The sequence below is a fragment of the Maribacter cobaltidurans genome (assembly GCF_002269385.1).
Lineage (GTDB): Bacteria > Bacteroidota > Bacteroidia > Flavobacteriales > Flavobacteriaceae > Maribacter > Maribacter cobaltidurans.
Window position 1 is genome coordinate 330,294 of record NZ_CP022957.1, and the last position, 22,178, is coordinate 352,471.

Annotated in this window: 19 protein-coding genes; 6 read left to right on the forward strand and 13 right to left on the reverse strand. The window is 39.0% G+C overall.

Features of this window, described 5'->3' with window-relative positions; genetic code table 11:
• The 4 genes from CJ263_RS01350 (at position 1) to CJ263_RS01365 (ending at position 3,063) form a co-directional block, all read left to right on the forward strand.
• Positions 1–1,020 (forward strand): response regulator, encoded by a 1,020-nt coding sequence (locus CJ263_RS01350; RefSeq protein WP_094995614.1) that lies wholly within the window; start codon positions 1–3, stop codon positions 1,018–1,020.
• A 516-nt stretch (positions 1,021–1,536) separates the two neighbouring features.
• The gene (locus CJ263_RS01355) at positions 1,537–1,764 is read left to right on the forward strand and encodes a hypothetical protein (RefSeq protein ID WP_094995615.1); all 228 of its coding nucleotides are present in this window, start codon (positions 1,537–1,539) and stop codon (positions 1,762–1,764) included.
• A 53-nt stretch (positions 1,765–1,817) separates the two neighbouring features.
• Complete coding sequence (locus CJ263_RS01360; protein ID WP_094995616.1) at positions 1,818–2,303, forward strand: hypothetical protein; 486 nt, start codon at positions 1,818–1,820, stop codon at positions 2,301–2,303.
• 433 nt (positions 2,304–2,736) lie between these two features.
• Positions 2,737–3,063 carry a DMT family transporter gene (locus CJ263_RS01365; protein WP_094995617.1) on the forward strand — a complete coding sequence of 109 codons (327 nt, stop codon included), beginning with the start codon at positions 2,737–2,739 and terminating at the stop codon, positions 3,061–3,063.
• A gap of 128 nt (positions 3,064–3,191) precedes the next feature.
• Here CJ263_RS01365 and CJ263_RS01370 read toward each other — a convergent pair whose 3' ends face one another.
• The 10 genes from CJ263_RS01370 to CJ263_RS01415 all read right to left on the reverse strand — a co-directional run bounded on the left by CJ263_RS01370 (position 3,192) and on the right by CJ263_RS01415 (position 11,594).
• A complete protein-coding gene (locus CJ263_RS01370) occupies positions 3,192–3,560 on the reverse strand; it encodes a DMT family protein (protein WP_094995618.1) in 369 nt (122 codons plus the stop codon).
• Positions 3,561–3,968: 408 nt separating this feature from the next.
• A complete protein-coding gene (locus tag CJ263_RS01375) occupies positions 3,969–5,501 on the reverse strand; it encodes an amidohydrolase family protein (RefSeq protein ID WP_158657046.1) in 1,533 nt (510 codons plus the stop codon).
• Positions 5,502–5,511: 10 nt separating this feature from the next.
• Complete coding sequence (locus CJ263_RS01380; RefSeq protein WP_094995620.1) at positions 5,512–6,018, reverse strand: hypothetical protein; 507 nt, start codon at positions 6,016–6,018, stop codon at positions 5,512–5,514.
• 77 nt (positions 6,019–6,095) lie between these two features.
• Positions 6,096–6,995: a helix-turn-helix domain-containing protein gene (locus tag CJ263_RS01385; protein ID WP_158657047.1), complete on the reverse strand. Its 900-nt coding sequence runs from the start codon at positions 6,993–6,995 to the stop codon at positions 6,096–6,098.
• Between the two features lie 171 nt (positions 6,996–7,166).
• Positions 7,167–7,616 (reverse strand): hypothetical protein, encoded by a 450-nt coding sequence (locus tag CJ263_RS01390; protein ID WP_094995622.1) that lies wholly within the window; start codon positions 7,614–7,616, stop codon positions 7,167–7,169.
• A 61-nt stretch (positions 7,617–7,677) separates the two neighbouring features.
• Positions 7,678–8,364, reverse strand: coding sequence for a DUF4386 domain-containing protein (locus CJ263_RS01395; protein WP_094995623.1), 687 nt, complete (start codon positions 8,362–8,364; stop codon positions 7,678–7,680).
• A gap of 300 nt (positions 8,365–8,664) precedes the next feature.
• On the reverse strand, positions 8,665–9,096 hold the full coding sequence (locus CJ263_RS01400; protein WP_094995624.1) for a TQO small subunit DoxD: 432 nt from the start codon (positions 9,094–9,096) through the stop codon (positions 8,665–8,667).
• Positions 9,097–9,259: 163 nt separating this feature from the next.
• On the reverse strand, positions 9,260–9,706 hold the full coding sequence (locus CJ263_RS01405) for a cupin domain-containing protein (RefSeq protein WP_094995625.1): 447 nt from the start codon (positions 9,704–9,706) through the stop codon (positions 9,260–9,262).
• Between the two features lie 92 nt (positions 9,707–9,798).
• On the reverse strand, positions 9,799–10,350 hold the full coding sequence (locus CJ263_RS01410; RefSeq protein WP_094995626.1) for a Crp/Fnr family transcriptional regulator: 552 nt from the start codon (positions 10,348–10,350) through the stop codon (positions 9,799–9,801).
• Positions 10,351–10,670: 320 nt separating this feature from the next.
• On the reverse strand, positions 10,671–11,594 hold the full coding sequence (locus CJ263_RS01415) for a ketopantoate reductase family protein (RefSeq protein WP_158657048.1): 924 nt from the start codon (positions 11,592–11,594) through the stop codon (positions 10,671–10,673).
• A gap of 545 nt (positions 11,595–12,139) precedes the next feature.
• Between CJ263_RS01415 and CJ263_RS01420 the strand changes: the two genes are divergently transcribed.
• Positions 12,140–15,589 carry a PA14 domain-containing protein gene (locus CJ263_RS01420; RefSeq protein ID WP_094995628.1) on the forward strand — a complete coding sequence of 1,150 codons (3,450 nt, stop codon included), beginning with the start codon at positions 12,140–12,142 and terminating at the stop codon, positions 15,587–15,589.
• A gap of 725 nt (positions 15,590–16,314) precedes the next feature.
• Positions 16,315–16,569, forward strand: coding sequence for a hypothetical protein (locus tag CJ263_RS01430; RefSeq protein ID WP_094995630.1), 255 nt, complete (start codon positions 16,315–16,317; stop codon positions 16,567–16,569).
• 45 nt (positions 16,570–16,614) lie between these two features.
• Here the strand turns inward: CJ263_RS01430 and CJ263_RS01435 are convergent, their stop codons facing one another.
• The 3 genes from CJ263_RS01435 to CJ263_RS01445 form a co-directional block, all read right to left on the reverse strand.
• Positions 16,615–19,260, reverse strand: coding sequence for a TonB-dependent receptor (locus CJ263_RS01435; protein WP_094995631.1), 2,646 nt, complete (start codon positions 19,258–19,260; stop codon positions 16,615–16,617).
• A 93-nt stretch (positions 19,261–19,353) separates the two neighbouring features.
• Positions 19,354–20,895 (reverse strand): phosphatase PAP2 family protein, encoded by a 1,542-nt coding sequence (locus CJ263_RS01440; RefSeq protein WP_094995632.1) that lies wholly within the window; start codon positions 20,893–20,895, stop codon positions 19,354–19,356.
• Positions 20,885–21,877 (reverse strand): transporter, encoded by a 993-nt coding sequence (locus tag CJ263_RS01445; protein WP_094995633.1) that lies wholly within the window; start codon positions 21,875–21,877, stop codon positions 20,885–20,887. Before CJ263_RS01445 ends, CJ263_RS01440 begins: the two co-directional genes overlap by 11 nt.
• Between the last annotated feature and the right edge of the window lie 301 nt (positions 21,878–22,178).

Consider the following 22,178-nt stretch of genomic DNA (forward strand, 5'->3'; position numbering starts at 1 on the left):
ATGTATAAAGTTTTTACATATGAAGAGCCAATCACGGTATTGGTAGTTGAGGATAATGATGGTGATTTTATACTTGTAGAAGATTATCTACATGAAAAATTTAAGAATATAGAGATTGTACGCAGGAAGGATTTTAAGGGAACTGTTTTAGGCATGGAAAAAAATAGATCGACCTTTTCTGCAATTCTTTTAGATATACATCTACAAGATGGGAGCGGTCTGGAACTAATTAAAAAAGTCCTTACATATGCAAAAGATATCCCAATATTAATATTAACAGGTTATACTGATGTGTCAATTGCACAGTTAAGCCTTCAATTGGGTGTCTATGATTTTTTGGTGAAAGATGAGTTAAATCCAAACTTGCTATATAAAAGTATAGTTTTTGCTGTAAACAGGAGACAGTTCATTTCCCAAATTGAAAGTGAGCGTTCCAATTTTGAAGATTTATTTAATTTTAGTCCCCAACCTATGTGGCTTTTGGATGCTTATAATTATAATGTTTTAAACGCAAACTTATCGGCAATAGAAAAGTATGGGTATGCTTTGGAGGAGTATAAAAAAATGACCTATTTCGAATTGCATCCAAAAGAGGAAGTTGAAAATATAGTGAAACGCCTCTCAAATCTTCAATTACAATTGGCAAACAATAATTTTACCCATTTTTTAAAGAATGGTGAACAAATAAAAGTCGATTTTTACTGTAAAAAAGTTAAAGGAGACACAAACGGTCCTGAAAGAATCATCGTTCAATCCAATGATATAACGGAAACATTAAATCATATTCAAACGATAGAGACCCAAAATAAAAAACTGAGAAATATAGCTTGGACACAATCTCATGAAGTAAGGGGCCCACTAGCAAGAATTTTGGGTATCATCGAGTTGATTGATGGTAATGATTTCGACGGGGAAGAATTACCATTTTGGTTGAAACAACTAAAAATATCTTCAAATGAATTGGATCAAATAATCCATATCATAGTAGATCAAACGCAAACCTTAAATCTTAAGGATTGAAATCAATAATTACATAGCTATTGAAGGTTGCTATTGATGGCTTTGAAAATAGCGCTTACTTGGACAAGAAAAAGCTTTTGCGGATGACTGTGTTAATTCGGGCAATTTTTCCCTAATCTCCCTTCCATATTTAAGTACCTTCCATTACTAAGGAATTCTTTCAGTCTTTTTGTTAAATTCACAGCAACCCATAATTTTTACGATTTCCAGCTTTTCTGATTTTCGTTTTCTCCCCAGTCCAATTACAAAGCCTTAATGTCCCTTTTATGACATTATAGTTTTATCTCATTTTTCAACAAAATTTATCATTCGAACTGAAAAAGAAAAAAATCAGAATTTAGTATTCTCACAATGAAAGTCATTTCTATGTAATTGCTACCAAAAATACCGTGAACAAATCGGTCAACAGATTTTTAAAACAAGGTTGAGGCCACTGAAATAAGTTGATAGATGGTATAGGTTTAAATCTGTCGAACTTCGTGACTGGAACGATATGCCCCCGAAATTGCCGTAGGTATGGCCGGAGCACCTGGCCATCAAGCTGCAGCTCTAAATCCCGACGGTACCTTTAGGGAACGTGCCCGGGGAGGATATGGACAATTTCCTACTATGGGAGGTTTTGATCAGATGACAGCTAAACTGGGCGGATTTTGGGATTCCATGTTGGGAGAAGGTCGCCGTTGGTGGATAACCGCAAACTCGGACTCATATGTTCACTGGCGGAAAGGCGGCAGCGATTTCTGACCCGGTGAATATCCCAAAACCTATGTCCTTGCCCAAAAAATCACGACGATATTATGGATGGCATTCGAAATGGCCGTGTTTTTGTAACCCTTGGAGATTTAATCTCAGAGCTTTATGTTCGGGTTGAAGGAGGCCATCATACTGCTGATATAGGAAGTACTATGCATGTTGCCCAGGGTGCAGATGCAAAGGTTACCATTCGCTTTAAAGACCCTGACAATTTGAATTCATGGAAACAAAATCCTGAAGTTACCCGTGTTGATTTGATAATGGGAGAAGTTAGAGGTCCGGTTACTAATCGAAATAACGACAACAATCCCACCACCAAGGTTATTGCACGTTTTACCAAGGCTGACTGGACGGTCAATGATGGGTATAGGGAGATAACATACACGATTTCGAAGCTGGGTAAAAAAAGTTATATCCGAATCAGGGGTACAAATAGTAGTGAACTGGAACCTCAAGTAGATGAAATAGGCGAAAGCCCGTGGAATGAATTATGGTTCTACTCTAATCCTATATTTATTGATGTAGAATGATTGACACAGGATTGTACAATATTGCGGATAACAATTAATTAAATAGTGGCATCCGCACGAATACATTACTTTATATTCAGGATGAAATAATCACCGATAAAGGTATACAACTGGACGAAACCTGGATTTTGGATGGAAAAATACCGGAGCTCTACCAGGAGAAAACAGTCGCCTTATTTCAAAATATGCTCAGTAGGGTTTCAAGGGAGCAAACTATTTAGAATCATCGTATACCTTAGGTCCTGAATAAAATGTTTTTAGAGATTTTTGGTTCAGGTTTTTAGTGTTTTCGAGAATAATGCCTTTGTCTTCCGTTCCCGACCGATTCGACAATTTAGTACCAAGCTTGCTGTAGAATGCATCTTAATTTTCCTAGAATGCCAAGTTCAAAACCCTTTTCTTTGCTACCTCACACATCGGAAACGTATAAAAAATGAATTGGGCACTATTGATTATTGCAGGACTCTTCGAAGTGGGTTTTGCAACATGTCTGGGAAAAGCAAAGGAATCTACAGGTGATGAAGCTACCTACTGGTACTTGGGATTTTTGCTTTGTTTAGGGGTAAGTATGTCGTTACTTGTAAAGGTCTCCCAAGAATTACCAGTAGGAACCACCTATGCGGTCTGGACCGGCATAGGTGCAGTAGGTACCGTTTTGGTAGGGATTCTTATCTTTAAGGAACCCGCAACTTTTTGGCGACTATTCTTTAGTACCACCTTGATCGCATCGATCATTGGACTAAAATTGGTATCCCATTAGTCCGGGCCAAAAAATAACAAAGTCCGTAGGGGCACCATGTACATCATGGTGTTTCCTTCAACCCTTCGGGTTGCGAAAACAAAAATCAACAAAATCAGTATTTTATCCCGTCCCCATTACTAAGATGCTCACTTCTTGAACATGAAGTAAACGGCCAGGATCAGAAACAGGAAGGAAATGATATGGTTGGGCCTAAAGGTTTCAGTTTTGAAAACCACAAGGGTGAATACGGCAAAGACTACCAAGGTTATTACCTCTTGGAGCACCTTCAATTGGATAAGACTAAAGGGTCCCCCGTTTTCTTTAAAGCCAATCCTATTGGCAGGGACTTGGAACATGTATTCAAACAGGGCAATCCCCCAGCTAATTAGCACGATGGATATAAGTCCTAGCTTACTAAACCACTTCCATTCTGAAAATTTTAGGTGGCCATACCAGGCTACTACCATAAAGGTATTGCTCAGGACCAACAGACCGATTGTCAAGACAGCTTTCACTATGTGTATTAAGGATTACGAATAACGCCGGGCTTTATTCTTTCAACGGCCCATTTTTATAACGATTGGAAATTACACAAAAAACGAACATAGGAAACAGAAGACCGTACTTTTTTACTGGTTTATAAAGCCTACCTTATCTCGACGCTGTGGTTAGTCCAAAATACATTACCACTTACCATCGAGGTATGGATTATAGAGGCCTCCGGGCAAGCCATATATACCGATTCCGTGATGAAACAGCTTTACTTATTGATTCGCTGTAAAATTTTTATAATGACTTTTCAAATTCATTAATTACAAATTTTCAAATTACTACTGATTTTTGTTTTAATGTTGTTTACTTCTCTTGTATGTTGCGTCTGCATCCCGAAGGGTGCATATGCAATATTCAAATTGTAAGCCAGTTTATATTGTCATATACATCAGCATATCGCAGAAAAGTTTTGCTGACATTAATAATCCATTGTTTCTTGAGTGGATTTTTTGTTTTAGATTTTCTATTTCTTCCTTATTCAAATACGTTCCATTAGAAATAATACCATATATGCCCTTTAGGTTGGATATATCCTGAATAGGATTTTGAGAAAGCAATAGTAGATCAGCACTTTTCCCTGCTTCGATAGTTCCGTAAATTGTATCCAAATCATAATATTCGGAAGGGTTCAAAGTTGCTGTCCTGAGGACTTCATAATTTGAAAGGCCCGTAGCTGACAGTTCTTGTAGTTCGTCAATTAAAGAAGTTCCTGGTAGTTCCGGCACATCTGAGCCGGCTAATACCTTTACTCCGTACTCACTTGCTGTTTTAGTGATTTCAAGACCCTTACTATAAAAATCATGGTACACTTCTCTGCCTAAGTCTGTTGTGTCTTCCTGTAATGTCACATCCAGATCCTCAAATGATAAAAACCTAAAAATAGGGTTGATCTCGTCATATCTTGTCCTAAAACGCTCATCATCTGCATAAGCATCAGCCTTTCTGGTAAGGTGTGTAGGGCAGTAGTAAGTATTATTATTTTTTAATGCTTCTAAATTTTCTTTCAACAACAGGGTATCGTGGTTGTCAAGCATTAGCCTTCTGAGTTCGGTATTGTCTTTTTCTTTGGGGTTATCACTATTTCTAAGTTTTTGTGACCCTTTAAAACTTTCCCAGATTAAAAATCGGGCGTGCTCCATACTCTTCATTCCTGCATTTGCTGCTTCTATAGTGCTCACTCGAACGGGTTTGTGGCCTGCTACCTCAATCCCGGCTTTCTTTGCTTCTCCCATCAATGTGAAGAATGCCTCTCTTGGAATGTTGTTGTACGTTTTGATCAAAGTCACCCCTTGTTCCTTAAAATAATTTACCAACATTTTTGCTTGTTCACTATTTGCGCAATTAAAGTATTCAGGTGAGTTGTCAAACATTGGATTGGGCCCTTCAATAGCAAAACTGGGGATACTATGAACGATAGGTCCCAATAATTCCATATCGGTTACTTTCTGATTCCACTTTCTAATCCTAATGGGAGTCGACGCAAAGTGGTCCCTATCGTTATAGGATCCACGCATATCACGTACATGCATTACACCATTGGTAACAAACTGGGCATAAGCACTATTTGATGATCGTTTGGTCAAATGGACATGCATATCCCATAAGGCCGGAATCAAATATTTACCTGTTCCATTTATACTTAATTGGTTGTTATTATTCCTCCGTATAGGCTCTGAACTAATTTCCTTTATCCGTTTTCCTTCAACTAGGATATGCTGGTTTTTTAAAATAGTATCATTTTTTAGGTCAACGATGTTGACGTTGTTTATAACAAATTCCGAATACCCATTTTCTGGAAAACCAATGTTAGAATAGGGTATGAAGACAAGAGTGACAAATACAACTATACAGGTAAGAATCACAACCAGCGTGTATTTTAAACTTTTCAAAATTGTTCCTTTCACTGTACCATGTTTATTTGATTTTAATATGAGTTTCGGTGAGGCCTTTTTCTTTCAAATAATCAATCACATCATTGGCTTCACCCACATTGGCATGATGAAGTAATGTAAAGCCATGTGGACCTTTGGCAAAAACTAATTCTGGATAGGCCTCCAATGTTGGTATTACCAAGTCGGTTTTTCCCAACATTGTCAAAACAAACAAGTTGACCCGAGCTCCCTGGGAAATCAAATAATTGGCAATTTCCTTATTGCCCAAATGGCCTGCCCCTTCAATGGCCTCTTCAAAATCTGAATTTCCCCAATCGTATCGTGCATAAATTAAGTTTGGATATTCCTGGAGCATTTCCTTCACTAAGGGTAGGTTTTTATGTCCGGCTACTACAAAGTCTTTGACCAATTTCAAATCAAGAGGTTCCGGTTCTTGGAGCGTTTGAGCTACTGTTATAACTGGTGAAAATGCGGCTCCTGTCAATACGATTCCCCCTAATGAGTTTTTAATAAATGTTTTCCTATTCATACAATTAATTATAAGAGCTAAAATCAATTATTTAAAGCTGAAATTCTTTAAGAAACATGTTTCTTACTATGAAAAACCTAATTTGAAATGTTTTCTTTTTGATATGAAGATGGCGTTAGCCCAGTACTTTTTTTAAAGGCAACATTGAATGCCGTAACCGTACCAAAACCTGAATCATAGGCCACCGTAGCCATTTTTGCATCCTTGCGTCCCAAATCGACCAATAGAGCTTTGGCCTTTTCTATTCTATATTTATTTACAAATTCCCTAAAATTTTGTTGGGCGTTTTCGTTTATGGATTGGGAAACTTCTTTTGAACTTTTTGATAATCTGTCCGATAAGGTACTCAACGAAATAGTGGGTTCTAAAAATAGATTTTCCTTTTCAAATAGTTTTTGGATAGATTTAAACAATGCCATTGAACCGTCTTTATCCAGACTTGAATTTTCATATTTCTCCAAATCAAAATTTTCACGATTTAGAAAAAGATAGGTAAAGGCATAAATGAGAAATGAATAAAAAATGGGCCCCCAGATATAATGACTTTTTAAGTTCAAAAAATTACCTAGATAGTATATCCATATGAAAGTTACCCCGATTAAGATATTTCTATACCATTTTGACCTTTTTGAAGGTATTTGTGAGTCCCTTCTTACCAGCGTAAACCATGAGACGACAAGATAAATGGCTAAATGAAAAACTACTAGCCCGTAATTCCAAAAAGTTTCAAAATCACCGTTACTGGGTATGAATGATAGTAGTAAAGCAAAAAGAAAAAATGGTAATAAATGCAGATAATGACTTTTTGTTAAAGTTGTACTTCTTTGGAATAAAACAATCCCATAAAACCATAAAAATGGACCAACGATCAGGCTTCCTGAGATACCAATATTCTTTTGCCAAGCTTCTAACGGAATGTAATAACCAAGTACGGATTTCCCAATTCTTATGGTTAGCCCCAATAAAATCAAACTCAAATAGAGGTTTAGCTTTTTATTTCCTTTTTTAAGGGTTATTAGATATATAAAAAGGAAAAAGCCCTGAAATAAGCCTAGGGTTGCAAGTACAAGTATGAGATTATTTGATAACATGGGTTATGCTAAAACTGGCAATTTTTATGCATGATGCCGGTGGTAGTATTTTACCCTTTAGTTATTTTTTGGCAGTGTATAACCGGAAAACAAAACATTCCATTTATCTAATTTATCATCAAATATATAGAAGTCCTGCTTTATTGAGCCGTCCGGTTGCTTCGACCACATCCCTTTAATTGGTGAACTTTCACCTCCGTTATTGGGATAAAGTGTTCCCTCAAGGACCATGGCCCCATTTTCATCTATACCTCCTGAATAGTCAATGTGGTACATCGGACTCATCCAAACCTGTCTCCATAAACCGGTTTTGGGATCCACAAAGCTCATTCCAAGGCCGGTTTCTCCAGAACTGAGTTGCCATTCTTCAACTATTAAATGCCCATCCTCTCTTTTTGTATAGGTTTGAACACCGATTTTGGTGCCGTCCGGAGTGTAAAAATCCCAACTACCAACCACAAAATCAAAGTCGCTGTAGGGTGTTTCACTTGTATTTATTGCTACCATGTCATTTTGACAATATGAGCTTTGGCAACAAAAAATCAGTAATGCAATCGTGATCGTAATTTTAGTCTTCATATCTGAATTCTTTTTTTAATCCTATTAATAACAGCCATAAGCATGTCCCTATCTCTCCTATTGACGACGGAATTTTGGCTACAATTGGTATAATTGACTGTGTGAAATTTGGAAAAAGGATAGGACCAACAAAATTGACCATATAACCAATTCCTCCGAGCATCAGAAAAACACCTAACAATTTTGGTAGTATTCCCGATACATAAATTAAATAACCAAAAGGCAAAAGCCAAAGTCCCCAAAAAATTTGTGCTATTTTAATTTTATTGTAATACAGACCAATTTGGCTTTGAAGTTGTTCTGCATCTATTTGGCTCAATGAATCGTTACCTAAAGTATCGAGCATGTCCAACTTATGGGAGATTGCAAGCAAAGAAAGAGGAACGGCTACCAAAACAAATAAAATCATTAATCGTGATAAATACTTATTCGTCTTTTTAAAAAGGTAATGTAACAAAATGGGAAGCAAAAGAAATGCCGAATAGCAAAGCACTTCACTAACTATACTTAGCCGAAAAAGAAACTCGAACTCTTGAAATAATTGAATGTTTTTTTTAGGATCTTCCCAAATGAAAGTTTTGTTGGGAACATACATAAGACTAAAAACACCGGTAATGACAGTTATTAGATAAATTACTCCTGCTAGTCTAGCTAATTTTTGGTTGGTGATATTCATAATAACAAGACGACCCAATAGTGATTTTGTAACATTGGAAGAGTAATAGCTCTACTCTTGGTTTTTGAAATGTTGATTTTTTTTAAATTCTTCATATTACCACCAACGTTTTAGCTATGAACAGTTTATGAGCGAACAAGCATTTGACTTCCATCATGCAGATATCGGAATTCTTTGGCTTTGTTTTTTCATTTTAAATGGAATTGGGAATCCCAAAAATTTCGTGACTTTAAACAAGACACAAACCTTTTATTTAGACCTACAGCCCGTATTGAATATGGGTTGTTTTGTGAGCAGGCCTTACTGGACCTTTTTTGAAATCAACACATCTAATTCCAGATATTTTTCCTTCATAAGACTCAAGGCAAAAGCTGCGGCCGAGGCAGCAAATACAGAATAATCAAAGGCACCTTTAATTCCTGAAGAAAATGTAATTGCCAATGCAAAAATTAGCATAAGGTATCCGCTCAGTTTTGCCATCAATTCTGTTTTAAACCCTAGAATGAGGCAAATTCCAAATAAAGTTTCAGCACTAGTTGCTATCAATCCAACTGCCGGAATTAACATTCTAGGAAGTAGTGGGTTTATTGATTCGGTATTCTCCAAAAAGCTTTCCCAATTGCCCCAAGCCGATATTTCCTTGGGCCAAAGTCCAAGTCTATCCGCAACTGCGGACAAGAAACCGGATGCGATTGCAAATCTTAGAAATAGTTTGATGATTTTTATCTTCATTTTAATATACTTTAGTGCTTGTAGTTAAATAACATGGATTACTAGAAATAAACCATTATCAAAAAAGCAAGTGTTGTTTGTAAATACAACTTGGGACTTCCGATCCAATACTCTTTGGACATTGTAGTCCAATGGCACTTCCCTAACAAACTCGGTTAGTTATTCATTCCCCTGATTTGATGGTTTTTTCGGGAATTACAAGTTGTTTACTACTTCGGGGATGTGTGATAATTGCCAATAGTTTAGTTTTAGAAGTTTCACTCGGGTTTTTACCAACCTCGTGTAATGCCATCAATGGTTCATAAAAGGTATCGCCTGGCTTAAGGGTTACAAGAGGATGGCCTTCAACTTTGAATTCGTAAATACCTTCCAGTACATACCCATAAACGGGCCCTGGATGTCTGTGGGGCGCTGATGCTTGGTTGGGTTGAATAATTAATTCCACCGTTGATACACTTGCTGGCTGGCCATCAACTTCTTCCTCGATATCCACCGCTGAAATAATCCTTATCCCCGGCATATTGTCTCCATTGGATTTGTTTTGTGCCTGAATATTGAGATGAAATAGCATGAATACCAAAACACTTAATGGAAGTAGATAGTTTTTCATAAAATAGTGTTGATTTAAGAAGAAGAATAACTCTCAACAAAACTATGTACTTCACAGTCGTTATCTTTTGACAATTGTCAAAAAATAAAAAATCAAGAAATTTTTCTTATCCTACTTAGGGTTTCTTGAGTTATGCCCAGATAGGAAGCAATATGACCCAGGTTGACTCTATTGAGAAGATGTGGCCGATTTTTTATCAAGTTATCATATCTCTCTTTAGCTGAGTAAAACAAAAACTCTTCAATTCTATCCGCTCCTTCGGCATAGAGTTGTTCTAAAATCAACCTCATATATTTTTCATATTGAGGATGCTTTCCCATAAGGGCCTGAAGCTTATTATAGGAGATTGCATGAATTTCACTATCCTCTAATACTTCAACATTATACCGACTTTTTTTTAAACTTATTACGCTGTCAATGGCAGTTATAAGCTCTCCTTCAGAAGCAATATGAACCGTAATGTCTTTCCCTTCTTTATAAAAAAAAGTCCTAACTATTCCTTTTTGAACAAGGTAGATATGTTTACAGACGGTTCCTTGTTTATGCAACAAATAGGTTTTAGGAAATTGTTGCGTTTCCAATAGACTAGAAATTTCAGAAACCAAGTCTAATGGCACAATTCCGCTTAAGTTGTAGAAATTCATTTGTGTTAATGTCGGGTGATTTTAATAATTGAAATAATATTTAGCTTCTTTACAATGACCTGCTAAACGTAGAAATCCTCTAGGTTTTAAATTAGGTGAATTTATTCAAAATTTATTTGGATGGCAACGGGTATCCTTCCCCAGAAATAATCGTTTGTACCAAGCTGGAGATTCGAACCTATACTACCATGATTATTTGAAACCAGATTGAAACCAGGATATACTCGATCGTTTTTAGGTTTCAAAAAGAGTAAAGTCAACTTTTAGCATTCATAATTTCTGCCGAGTCCATATTATGGGTCAAGCATAACACTTCGGTTTTAAACATTTTCAAGATGGGTTATCTTAGATTTCAACTCGATCAATTGTCCCAAAAATTTAGTTTTTTGGACCAGTTCGGGCCGTCCTATTTCCTGTGCTATTCTAGAAATTTCCAGGTTTAAACTTTTAATTTCCGTCTGCCGATGGTTAAGAATGTCCATATAGGTAGAAATCAATTGTCCATCCGACTTTTGACTGATCAATAATAGGTTTTCCAAGATTTCCTCCGTATCTAAAAGTACCCCTTGGGTCTCTGCCAATACTACACATTCCTCAATAATATCCTTGGCCAATTTCTTTGCTTCCAGGTTTCTATGAAAGATTCCATTATCTATTTCCAACAAGGGGCAAATGGTATTAAAAACACAATTGGCAACGGTCTTGTTCCAGACAAACTTTAAAATACTGGCCTCCTCCCTAAATTGAAACTGCGGGGTATTGATTCGTTCGATTACCTCATGAAGTCCTTCGTTCAAGCCATCCAAATCCCCGATAGGCGAAGCCGCTACCGTTTTAAAGGAAACCTTGTTCTCACCGGTTACCTGACTGGTAGATAGCAGTACACATCGGTATACCTTACCCAGATCATTGAAAGGATGTTCTATATTGAGCCCATTCTGAAGTAGGACTATCTCATAATGGCCATTGAGCCCACGTAACTTCTCGGCTATTTTTTCATTTGCAAAGGTCTTGGTCGTAACCAGAACGATTCCATTGATGTCCTTAAGGTTACTAAAAGTGGTAGTCAATATACTTTCTGCAAAGGTTTCATCCTTTCCTACCACCGTAATTTCAGTTTCAATGTTCGGGAGATTGTCCACACTTCCCCGAACAAGCTGAACTTGTTTGTTTTGTTTTTTTAGAAATACGGCCAAAGCCTTGCCAATGGCCCCAGAACCAATGATGTAAATATTGTTGTTCATCATTCTTGCTTAATATCTCCTTCCCTACTCTATTTTCACTTATTCCCATTGTTGAGTAATTGTGGTAGGGTCAAAAATAAATACAGGGAAATATAATAAAATCCATGAACCCTGTGCTAATGACCGGGACTAGAGAATTTTGCCCTTTTAATTCCAAGCTAAGGGTAATCACGCTAACAGTTTTTAGAAAAATATCGGCAATTATCCACCGAGCGCATTATACCATCACTGTCTGGTTAGGGTGGGCGTCCCAAATTGGATTTACCAATATATCTCTAAATCTTACCAGACGTCAGATATAAACTCCGGTCATATTTAAAAGTCTATAGAATTACAAGATACCAATTAATGGGTAGCTAAAGCCATTTTTGAAGGTCAGTCAAGCGAAAGTAAAACCAATTATTCTGCTCGGGCATAAGAACCTTAAAGCATGTAAAATAACGATTGTGAGCATATTAAGTCCGCTTAATTATATTATACATCAATTCCAAGGTACTTCACAACATATTTTTTTACATGAAAGTGCTTAGGGTAATATTTGTACAATGACGAGAACGGACAATAATAGCTGGAAATTCTTTAGTGGTCCAATAACTATTGGTATCAAAAGGGAATTATACTGTCTATTGGTGTTTTCTTTATTTTTTTCAGGTTTATCATTTGGACAAACAACTATTTGGAGCGAGAATTTCAATAGTTATGCCAATGGTACCGAAAATGGTGCTGGAAGTGGATTTGCCCCTCAGAACTGGACAACTACGATTACAGGAAAAGTTTGGGTACAGGGGGGTAGACTGGAAGCCACCAATCTGGGTGCTGAGGGAGTTTGGCAGACGAATGCCATCAATATTTTTGGATTCGAATCCGTAAGTTTCAATCTCGATGTCGCAACCCAAGCAGATACAAGCCAATTTGAGCAGGGTAGCGATTACTTTATTGGGGAATACCGAATAGACGGGGCAGCTTGGACACAATTTGAAAATGCCTCGGGAGACTCTTCTCCGTCAGACCTGCTACAGCCTTCCTATTCCATAAACCTACCTACTACGGGGTCTACGCTGGAAATTCGAATACGTTTTTATAACACCGCAAATAATGAATTCTATTATATTGACAATGTAGCGGTACAAGGTACTTTGCCCTATTGTTCCGGGGAAATTGACTTTGAATTTTACGATTTGGTCCCCAGTGGGGCCACGGTGGATAATATTCCAACCTCAGGAGCTTTGGGCACTGGAGTGTTTACAAACTTTGATGTCGATGCACTTCAAAATCAGGAAGACCCTGGCGATACCGATTCTTTTTCTATTAGGTATACAGGTTATATTCAAATTGCAGCGGCAGGTTCTTATACTTTCTATACAAGCTCCGATGACGGTTCGAAGTTATATATTGATGGGGTTCAGGTCGTAAACAATGATGGTAACCATGGCACCCAAGAAAGATCGGGCACCCTTAGCTTAACCTCGGGGTTACACGAAATGGAGGTCTTATTTTTTGAAAATGGGGGAGGTGAAAATCTAACCGTTCAATATCAGGGGCCTTCCATAGCCAAACAGAATATTCCGTTCTCGATTGTGTACTCTTCTTGCAGTTTGTCTATCGATACTACCGACACCGACTCGGATGGGATTTATGATACAACGGATGTGGATGATGATAACGATGGAATTTTGGATATTAACGAATGTGGAGGGGTTTCCGGTGGCGAGGTTATGACGGCAAGCAATATTCAATATTTCAGTAATGTTTCCAATGCACAGGGTGTTCCGGGTAATACTTATGCTCAAAACCCGACCACTTGGCCGGGCGGAAGTTCAGTACTCCTCTTACGATTTCCAATTAATCTTCCCATAGGAACACAAGTGGTTGTCTTCCTAGGTGCTGATCCGGCCGTCAGCGATTCCGATATGCAAGTGCAGCGCTCCAACGCGGCTGGCAACAATAATGGCTTTTTGGCCGATGCGAATAACACCCTGCCAGGGTCAATACGGCAAGTATCGTTTACCACTACAACAACCATGAGGTATATTCGGGTAGAAGCTTATAATCAGGGTGCCCGCGTATATGGCGCTAGTTATGACGGAGGCTCTAGCTGTTATAGTCTAGATACGGACGGGGATGGGATTTTTAATCATTTGGACTTGGATAGTGATGGTGATGGTATACCCGATAATATTGAGGCACAACCCACTCTTGGATATATGGGACCTTCGAACGCGGATAGCGATGGTGATGGACTAGACAATGCTTACGAACCCGGAGGGTCAACTACACCTGACACTGACGGTGACGGTATTCCAGATTTTATGGATACGGATAGTGATGATGATGGGCTGACCGATGATGCCGAAACATGGTTTGTGTTGACCGGAACGGATAGTGATGGTGATGGATTGGATAATGCTACCGATGCCACCAATGGATATGCGGATCCGGGGGGCAATATAGACAATCCTTTAAATACATCTGGAGGGTCAAACGTTCTGCCGGATTGGGACAATGATGTGAATACTGGTGGAGATGTGGACTATCGGGACGATACGGACGACTCCACTTCCAGTGATCCCCCTGTGGTTACAGCTGTAGGGGATCAGGTATATTGCCCGGGCTCCTCATTACCTATTGTTGAGTCCATCAGTATAACCGACTCAGACGATACTTCTACCAATGCCGTATATATTCAAATTTCCACGGGTTATGTTAATGGGGAAGACTTGTTAACACTGACGGGGACACACCCTAATATTACAGCTTCATGGGATGTGGTCGAAGGGAAATTATCGCTTACGGGCCCTGCCCTTTATACAGAGTTCGAGACGGCCATTGCCGCCGTGGAATATTCAAATAGCGCACTAAGCCCATCAGGAACCCGACAGTTTTCAATAACGGTAGGTTCAGCAAACTTCCTTCCTGCTACAGGGCATTATTATGAATACATTCCAAGTTTAGGAATTACCTGGACGAATGCGAATACAGCGGCCAACGCAAGGACCTACTTTGGATTACAGGGTTATCTGGCCACACTCACCACACAACAGGAAGCTGATTTTTCAGGTTCCCAGGCTGCGGGAACCGGTTGGATAGGAGGTAGTGATGCCGCAACGGAAGGTGTTTGGCAATGGGTTACGGGCCCCGAAGCTGGAACAACTTTTTGGAACGGAGATGCCGCAGGAAGTTCTCCGAATTTTGCCTTTTGGAACAACGGAGAACCAAATAACTCTGGAAATGAGGATTATGCCCATATTACACATCCCAATGTAAACCCGAATGGTTCTTGGAATGACTTGACAAATACGGGAGCGACCAGTGGTGATTATCAGCCACAAGGGTATGTCGTGGAGTATGGGGGAATGCCGGGTGATGCCACACTCGATATCACGGCAGTTACAACAATTAACATTGATGACGTTGCTCCAACGGCGAGCAACCCGGCACCTGTAACAATCTATTGTCCGGGCGATATCCCTCCTCCAGATATTAATGACGTTATCGATGAGGTCGATAATTGTGACCCAAGCCCAACAGTTATCTTTGTTAGTGATGTAACTAACGGTGGATCGGATCCTGAAATTATTACCAGAACGTATCGGGTCTCCGATGCTGCCGGTAACCAAACGGTTGTTGAGCAAATCATCTCTATTTATTCACTAAGCGTTGCTACTCAGCCTATGGATAATACTATCTTAGTTGGAAACAATGCCGTCTTTTCCATAGTGGGAAATAATACGGATTCTTATGTATGGGAGGTGAGTACCAACGGAGGCGTCGGTTTTAATGCCATTTCCGATGGAGCAGAATATTCCGGCTCCAATACGGCCACACTTACGGTCATAAATCCTGAATTAGATAAAAACGGTTTCGTTTATCGGGTTATCTTATCCAACTCAACTTCGTCCTGTGAAGCGGTTATATCAAATCAGGCTGTCCTGAACATGCGGGTAAGAACCGTTGTAACAAATCGTGGAATCACATACAGGGTCAAGAAGAATTGATTCTTAGAAGACCTACCTTATTTAAAATACCTAGTCGATTTTATATATTGCATATTGCAAAATCGGGGAATAAATATTGCAATTGGGGACCACTTGATAGTTAGGTAGCTTCTCAAAGTTTTTGATATATCGGGACATCTTTCCAAGGAGCTTTGCTACGGAAAATTCGATATCAACGCTAGCCCTTTGGAAAATCTCAAAAAATATGAGGTTTAAAATTCTGGAAATAAACGCATTTGGCATCTAATTTTCAGATATTTATGACCCGGATACTACCTTTTTTAAGATATGAACGATTCCTGTATTGTGTCAAGAATCGCAGTAAAAATAACTTCCAATAATTTTTAAACCGAAAAATCACTGATTCAATATACCTGACGCCAGTTCAATTAACAATTCTTTTAAGTGGTTCTAGTAATTCACTTTTTAGGTAACCGGACAAGTATATTTAAACGACCAAATAATTTTCTAAAAATTCACCTTCGAAGAACAATTGGAAAGTTTATTATTACGGATGGTGCATTGAACTTTTAAAAATAGTCATCTAAAGTTCAGTGAGAAGTGGGGTTTTGAACAAACCCTACCTTAGGGATTAGTCCCAATAAAACCTTAGGTAGTTAATACTAATATGCTCCCCTAAACATCAAACTCTTGGACTTCTTGATTTGTAACCAAAATTGGCAAGCTTATTGTGGCATTTATTAAATCTACAAATAGATGTTTAAATGATCAAAAAACTACGTCTTTTTAGGGTTAAAGCGTCCAGTTGTAGTCCATTGGGTGATTTAGACGACATTTATGCCTGTGCTATATCACAATTACCGATTAGAACAAGGAAGGAATATTGCCAGCGATTGATCAAGAGGATTAAATTTGAACTTAAAACGGCTAGCTGTAGACAGAAGAAACAACAACTGAAAAAGATAATCGAATCCGCTACTTTAGAAATATCCAAATTGGAACCAAATGCTAAAAATTAATTCCGGCACTATAATTCTGAATATAGGATTTGTATATTTCTTTTTCTAAATCGTTATGTTAATCCCAAAAATGAGTTGACGAAAACCCCCACCAAATATACCGGAAGTGGCCCTGTTCAAACGTGAAGCCCTATAGATTTCATTGGTAATATTCTTACCATTGACAAAAGCGTTCATGTGAACATCATCACCAATAACAAAGTCATAGTTTACAAAAGCATCAAACGTATGGTAGGCTGGTAATTTTCCGATAGCACCATCTGCCGATTCGTTGTTGAAATTGTGAAACTCGGTAAATTGACTACTCACAAAATTTCCACTTACCCCTAATGATAATTGTTTATAATCGTAATTGAATCCAATATTTGCGGTACTCCTTGGCGTATAGGGAGCCTCTGCATCAACCAGTCCCTGCTTACCAAATTGGATGACGCTTTTGGTAATGTTTTGGAAAGTGGATGGTTCAATGGTCTGGTCCGTTAACAAAGTTTCACCGCCTATACCGTCTGAAACATATACTTCATAAGCTTCCCTATTGGTATTGACGATATTGATATATTCGTTTTGGGTGGCCGAACTGTGGATTACCTGCGAGAAGAGGTCTTTATCCTCCAACTTACCGGCCAATATTTTTGAGCGCATGAGATTAAGATTGCCTACAAGTCTTAACTGATGTTGGTTTTTGTTCAATAGTTCAACACCCAAAGCAACTTCAAGGCCTTGTACATTTATCTTTCCCAATTCCTGAAAGACTTCATTTCGTCCGCCGGCGTAGAAATTACGGCTGGTGTTATTAAAGTATGTTAGTTGGGCATCTAGGCGATTATCGAACACATTTCCGCGCCATCCAATTTCCCTGTTCCAACTCAATTCCGGGTCAATATTAATGCTTTGCCCAGCAAGTGGATTGGTAACAATACCATTTTGTTCCACCAAAAATCCGAAAACTTTAGAGGGGGCAACCATTCCTTCATAAATACTCCCGTAGAATTCCCCATAGTTTGTTTGATAATCCAACGTAATTCCAGGTAGGAATTGGGTATATACGTTTGGTTCCCTACCTTCTTCAGTACTATTGATATTAGGATTTTGTGCCACTGCAATTAAATCTTGGCGGTACATATCCACATGTTCAAAACGGAGAATTGGGGTTATGCCCCATTTCCCAATATTGAATTCGTTCCGTACAAATCCGTTGGCAGACCAAAGTCGATACCATAAATCGGTGGTCGCACGACCACTTCTTGCCCAACGGCTACTGTCGGCTACTAGAAAACGGTCCTTGAAAGTTTCGCGGTGCAGATTAAAACTAGCTTCTAAATGCTGTTCTTTTTCAAAGGCGTTCCAATCATAGTCCAGGGTTTCCTTCAGGCCCGATACGGTGTAGGTCCAACGGCTGTCCGTAGTACTTTCCCTTCCATTGTTAATTCTGCCAACAATCACATAATCTTCCTCCCCAAAGATTCGACCATTCAAATAGCTGTATCGGTCGTTAAAAATGGCATCGCCAACATAATTTCTCACTTCGGAGGCTTTGATTTTAGCGGTAGTTTGTCGCCACCAATCACGTTCAAAGTCACTTGCATATACTTTTGAAGTAAAGCTCAACTTTTTTGAGGGTAACCATTTGTGAATAATATCCAACCCATACCTTCTCATGGTAAACTGATCAGCATCTAACGGGTTTTGGGTAGGATCCGTGTCAAACGTAAAGGGTGTTTGTGAGCTTAAAGAGGCCTGATTGTCTTCCGATTGACCGCTAACCTTAAAATAAAGCGATTGGCTATCGGAGAGTTTGGCAAATACTTTGGCGTTCAAGTTCAATACTTCAACGGAGGAATTATCCGTAAACCCATCAAATTTCTTATACACGCCTTCTACCAATGCACCAAGATTGTTCCAGGTGCCACCATATGAAATCAAACCTGTTCTGTAATTGCGTTGCCCACCGATCAATTTTACTCTTAACTTAGGCTTCTGAGGAGGCAAGGCGGTAATATAGTTGATGGCACCGTACATATTGTTTGGACCATATCGGAGCATATCGGCTCCTTTATATACTTCTATGGCGGTAATACGGTCGCTTACCGGATTGTAGTAGGCACCTGGAGCAATATAGGGTGCTGGAGCTGACGGTGTGCCGTCTTCCATGAGCAACACTTTTTTAGAACGCCTGCCCCAAGAACCCCTGATACTGATGTTGGGACGGTTAGATAGCCCCATATCCCCAACGATATTTACCCCTGGAACCGTTCTAAGCACTTCTTCAGTACTGAGAGGGTTACTGTTTTTAAGTGCAATTGGAGTAATGCGAAAGTTACTTCCTTTGAATTCATCTTTAAAACTTTTTGGAGAGGCACTTACAATGACCTCGTCTAAAGTGGTACTGCTCAATTGTAGCGTGATAGTACCTAGGTCTGGATTTTGTGTATTAATGGTGATTTCCTTTTTTTCATAGCCCAAAAAGTTGACCGTTCCGGAATAAATACCGGACTTTAAATCAATCGAAAAGAGGCCATTTCTATCCGTTATAGCCCCACTTCCATTATCCAGCACAATTTGTGCCCCCATAAGCGGCTCGTTATTTCCTTCTTCAATAACGTTACCTGTTACCGTAATTTGGGCAACTACTTGTAGTTGGATAAAAAGTAATGCAAAAAATAATAATGGAGTTTCTTTTCTTAACGTCACAGTTGCACTTATTTTTTTTTTGAAATACTGAATACGGTTTCCAATAGTAATAGTATTCTTCTCTAAATTGTTTTATAAGAATTCAAAGTGTATCTAATTAGCTCCGTCCAATTTAGCTACATCAATAGTGTATTTGGCAACATCCCGACCTTGATCCGTCCCTACGGTTGCGTCAAACGTCCAGTGGATTCCACCATATACCCTTGAAATGGCCGCTTCCTCGGCCCAACCTCGAACCAAGGTTGCTTTTTCCGGAAATATATATGCCAGAACCTCTGATGCCGCTGCAGAGAAAACACTATGGCCAGATGTATAGCTCGGAAAATTCGGGGTGCCGGCTATGGTCTTGAAACCTTCTATCATCTGTATGGGCCTGGGATAGTGATAGTAATATTTGGCATCCCAACAGCTAATGCCCGCATCCATAACCGCCATGTTCAAATAGGCCATTGTCCTGGCCGATCGTAATGGGTTCATTTTGTTTTCTACCATAAACTCATTCGCAAAACGGTTCCAATGTCCCGGAGGCGTATAGGTGCCCAATCCATCCTGCCAGAAATTGGCAATGGCCCTGTATTCTTCCGTCATGTTGTCCGCATAATTTTTTAAAATTTCGACGTCATTTTTGAATTCTTCCGAATCCAAAGCTGGTGGTGGAATGGGACGTACATCTTCAACATTGGCAACATTCCACATCCTTACTTTCCCGAACAATGGGGTGAGTCCAACAGGGCGTACTGGGATTTCAAGGTTATCCCACTGCCACCCAAATCGTTCAAAGGCTGCAGCTTTTATAGAATCGGAAACGGCTTTAGGTGTTTGCGCATTTTTCATGCCATCGGTCGCCGCCCGTGCTAAGGCTATTTCGGAGATTTCGTCGCCTATGGTAGTGCCCGTGACAATATCACTGGGGACATTTCCTCCGGAAAGTAAAAGACTTTCTAAATGTTCATCTTCCATTTTTTGTAAATATTCCTTTTCCAAAGGAAACATTGCCGAAAGGACTTTATTGGACACTCTAGCCAAAACGGCACCGTCAGATGGATAGGAAGGAATATCGTTCGGTTCATAAGCATAGGTGATGGAAACATCCTGTTGGTAAGGAGCGGCCCTGTTATACAAATATTTATAATGCCAAGCGGTAATCAATCCATCGAACTGCGCTACAGAAAGATAGGCCAACGCCCTTGAGGCATAGGGTGGATGTGCAAAAGGAAAAGCGGGAGGTCCGTCTGGGTTATTTGGGTTGGGAAGCGTGTATGAACCGTCATCATTTGGACCAGGAATCAAGTTATACTTCGCAATAAGTTCTAAAGCTATTTCATTCCATCTTACAACGGCATTATTGCCCCAGTAAGCTATGGCTTTTCTTTGTGAGGTGTTTATTTCATTCATGGACGCTTTTAATGACGAAATTTCTGCCTGATAGCTTTGTGATGAGATGTCCTCTGGTGCTCCTATGTTTATTGCGGCACCTTCATCGATTAAAATCGGTTTCCAAGTGCCGCCATTTTCATCGGCACTTGAATAGGCATAGTCTTTATATTCGAGGTAGGTGGGAAGATCCTTTTCGCATGAAACGAATGCAACCACGCCACAAATAAAAATAAAGGGTATAACTAGTTTATTGAGCATCTTCTTCGTTGTTAGTGTTTTTGATAAAATTAAATTGATAGGTCAATCCTAAACCTACATTACTAATCTTCGCTGTATTTAAACCGTTCACTACATTAGTATAATACCCTACTATTCCCAGACCTTTAAGTGAGGGTGAATAATATTGTAGGGAGACCCCAAGCCTATCGAATTGCACCTTGTTAGTGGGCTGGGCTGCATTGTAAGCCCTAATATTGTCACCACTTGTCGATTTTAAACCTGTATAATTCAGTTCTAGCTTTAATGCATTGTTCAGTAACCATTTACCGAGAACCACCTCAAAGTTCCATGCATTCGGAACGTCCATGAACGCTGTATAATAACTGCCGTCATTATAATAATAATCACGTTCGGCTTCGGTATAGCCTCGCCATAAATGGCCTGCCATACCACGCACATAGAAACCATTGTTGAGTTGGTACTGTGCAATGCCGCGAAGGGAAAATTCTGGAGCTCCAAAGCCCAAGCTGTAAGGCATATAATCTGATAAATAATTGGTGGCCGGCATTGAATACCCTACAGTTGAAAAAAGGGATAATTGACCTGAGCCGATCGATTTTTCTAGGGCCTTATATTTTAAAGCGACCATAAAATCTTGAAAACCTTTTGCTCCTTCAAATTTGCCCCCATTGGGTTCGGATGATTTTGTCTTAACGTAAGGAAGCCCAATATAAAGATTCAGTTCATCGAGGATGCCTATGGCCGCCATTGGTAATATTGTTGTACGGTTTACTGTGGCAATGGTTTCATTTTTCCTTAAATTATCGCCTTCCCAATACCTATCAAAATGACCGTAGTCATAACTTAAAAGAACACATGCATTCTTTGATGGCATCATTAAAGCATCGGTAGGAGTCTGCCCATGAGCAAAGGCAACCATAAACAATAACACAGTAAAGATGCTTAAATCATTCTGAGTCTTTCGCATATAACGGAAGAATAAAAGTAGTGGTTCGGTCATTTTAGGAATTAGTTTTTTGTCGATTGTTTAATGTAAATGACCGACTAAGGCTGGGCGGTCATTTAATTGTAATTATTGATAGTATGCTACAATTAAATAGTCTATCTCAACTTGAAGGCTAAACTAGCGGAAATGTTAGTACTAAAGGATCAATGAAAAATCAAAAAGATTAACGAAAGGTTAAGTGACTTAATCAAACAATAAGAGTTCGTAAATATCTAAAGATTCATTTTAAAACTTTTGAGTACTTGGAGCTATTTATAAAGACATCTCTTATCTATCTCCTTTGAGGATACTATAA

Coding starts and splice junctions, on each gene's coding strand:
- CJ263_RS01350 (WP_094995614.1), top strand. CDS start 1: ATGTATAAAGTTTTTACATATGAAGAGCCAATCACGGTATTGGTAGTT.
- CJ263_RS01355 (WP_094995615.1), top strand. CDS start 1,537: ATGGCCGGAGCACCTGGCCATCAAGCTGCAGCTCTAAATCCCGACGGT.
- CJ263_RS01360 (WP_094995616.1), top strand. CDS start 1,818: ATGGATGGCATTCGAAATGGCCGTGTTTTTGTAACCCTTGGAGATTTA.
- CJ263_RS01365 (WP_094995617.1), top strand. CDS start 2,737: ATGAATTGGGCACTATTGATTATTGCAGGACTCTTCGAAGTGGGTTTT.
- CJ263_RS01380 (WP_094995620.1), bottom strand. CDS start 6,018: ATGAATAGGAAAACATTTATTAAAAACTCATTAGGGGGAATCGTATTG.
- CJ263_RS01390 (WP_094995622.1), bottom strand. CDS start 7,616: ATGGTAGCAATAAATACAAGTGAAACACCCTACAGCGACTTTGATTTT.
- CJ263_RS01395 (WP_094995623.1), bottom strand. CDS start 8,364: ATGAATATCACCAACCAAAAATTAGCTAGACTAGCAGGAGTAATTTAT.
- CJ263_RS01400 (WP_094995624.1), bottom strand. CDS start 9,096: ATGAAGATAAAAATCATCAAACTATTTCTAAGATTTGCAATCGCATCC.
- CJ263_RS01405 (WP_094995625.1), bottom strand. CDS start 9,706: ATGAAAAACTATCTACTTCCATTAAGTGTTTTGGTATTCATGCTATTT.
- CJ263_RS01410 (WP_094995626.1), bottom strand. CDS start 10,350: ATGAATTTCTACAACTTAAGCGGAATTGTGCCATTAGACTTGGTTTCT.
- CJ263_RS01415 (WP_158657048.1), bottom strand. CDS start 11,594: ATGAACAACAATATTTACATCATTGGTTCTGGGGCCATTGGCAAGGCT.
- CJ263_RS01420 (WP_094995628.1), top strand. CDS start 12,140: ATGACGAGAACGGACAATAATAGCTGGAAATTCTTTAGTGGTCCAATA.
- CJ263_RS01430 (WP_094995630.1), top strand. CDS start 16,315: ATGATCAAAAAACTACGTCTTTTTAGGGTTAAAGCGTCCAGTTGTAGT.
- CJ263_RS01440 (WP_094995632.1), bottom strand. CDS start 20,895: ATGCTCAATAAACTAGTTATACCCTTTATTTTTATTTGTGGCGTGGTT.
- CJ263_RS01445 (WP_094995633.1), bottom strand. CDS start 21,877: ATGACCGAACCACTACTTTTATTCTTCCGTTATATGCGAAAGACTCAG.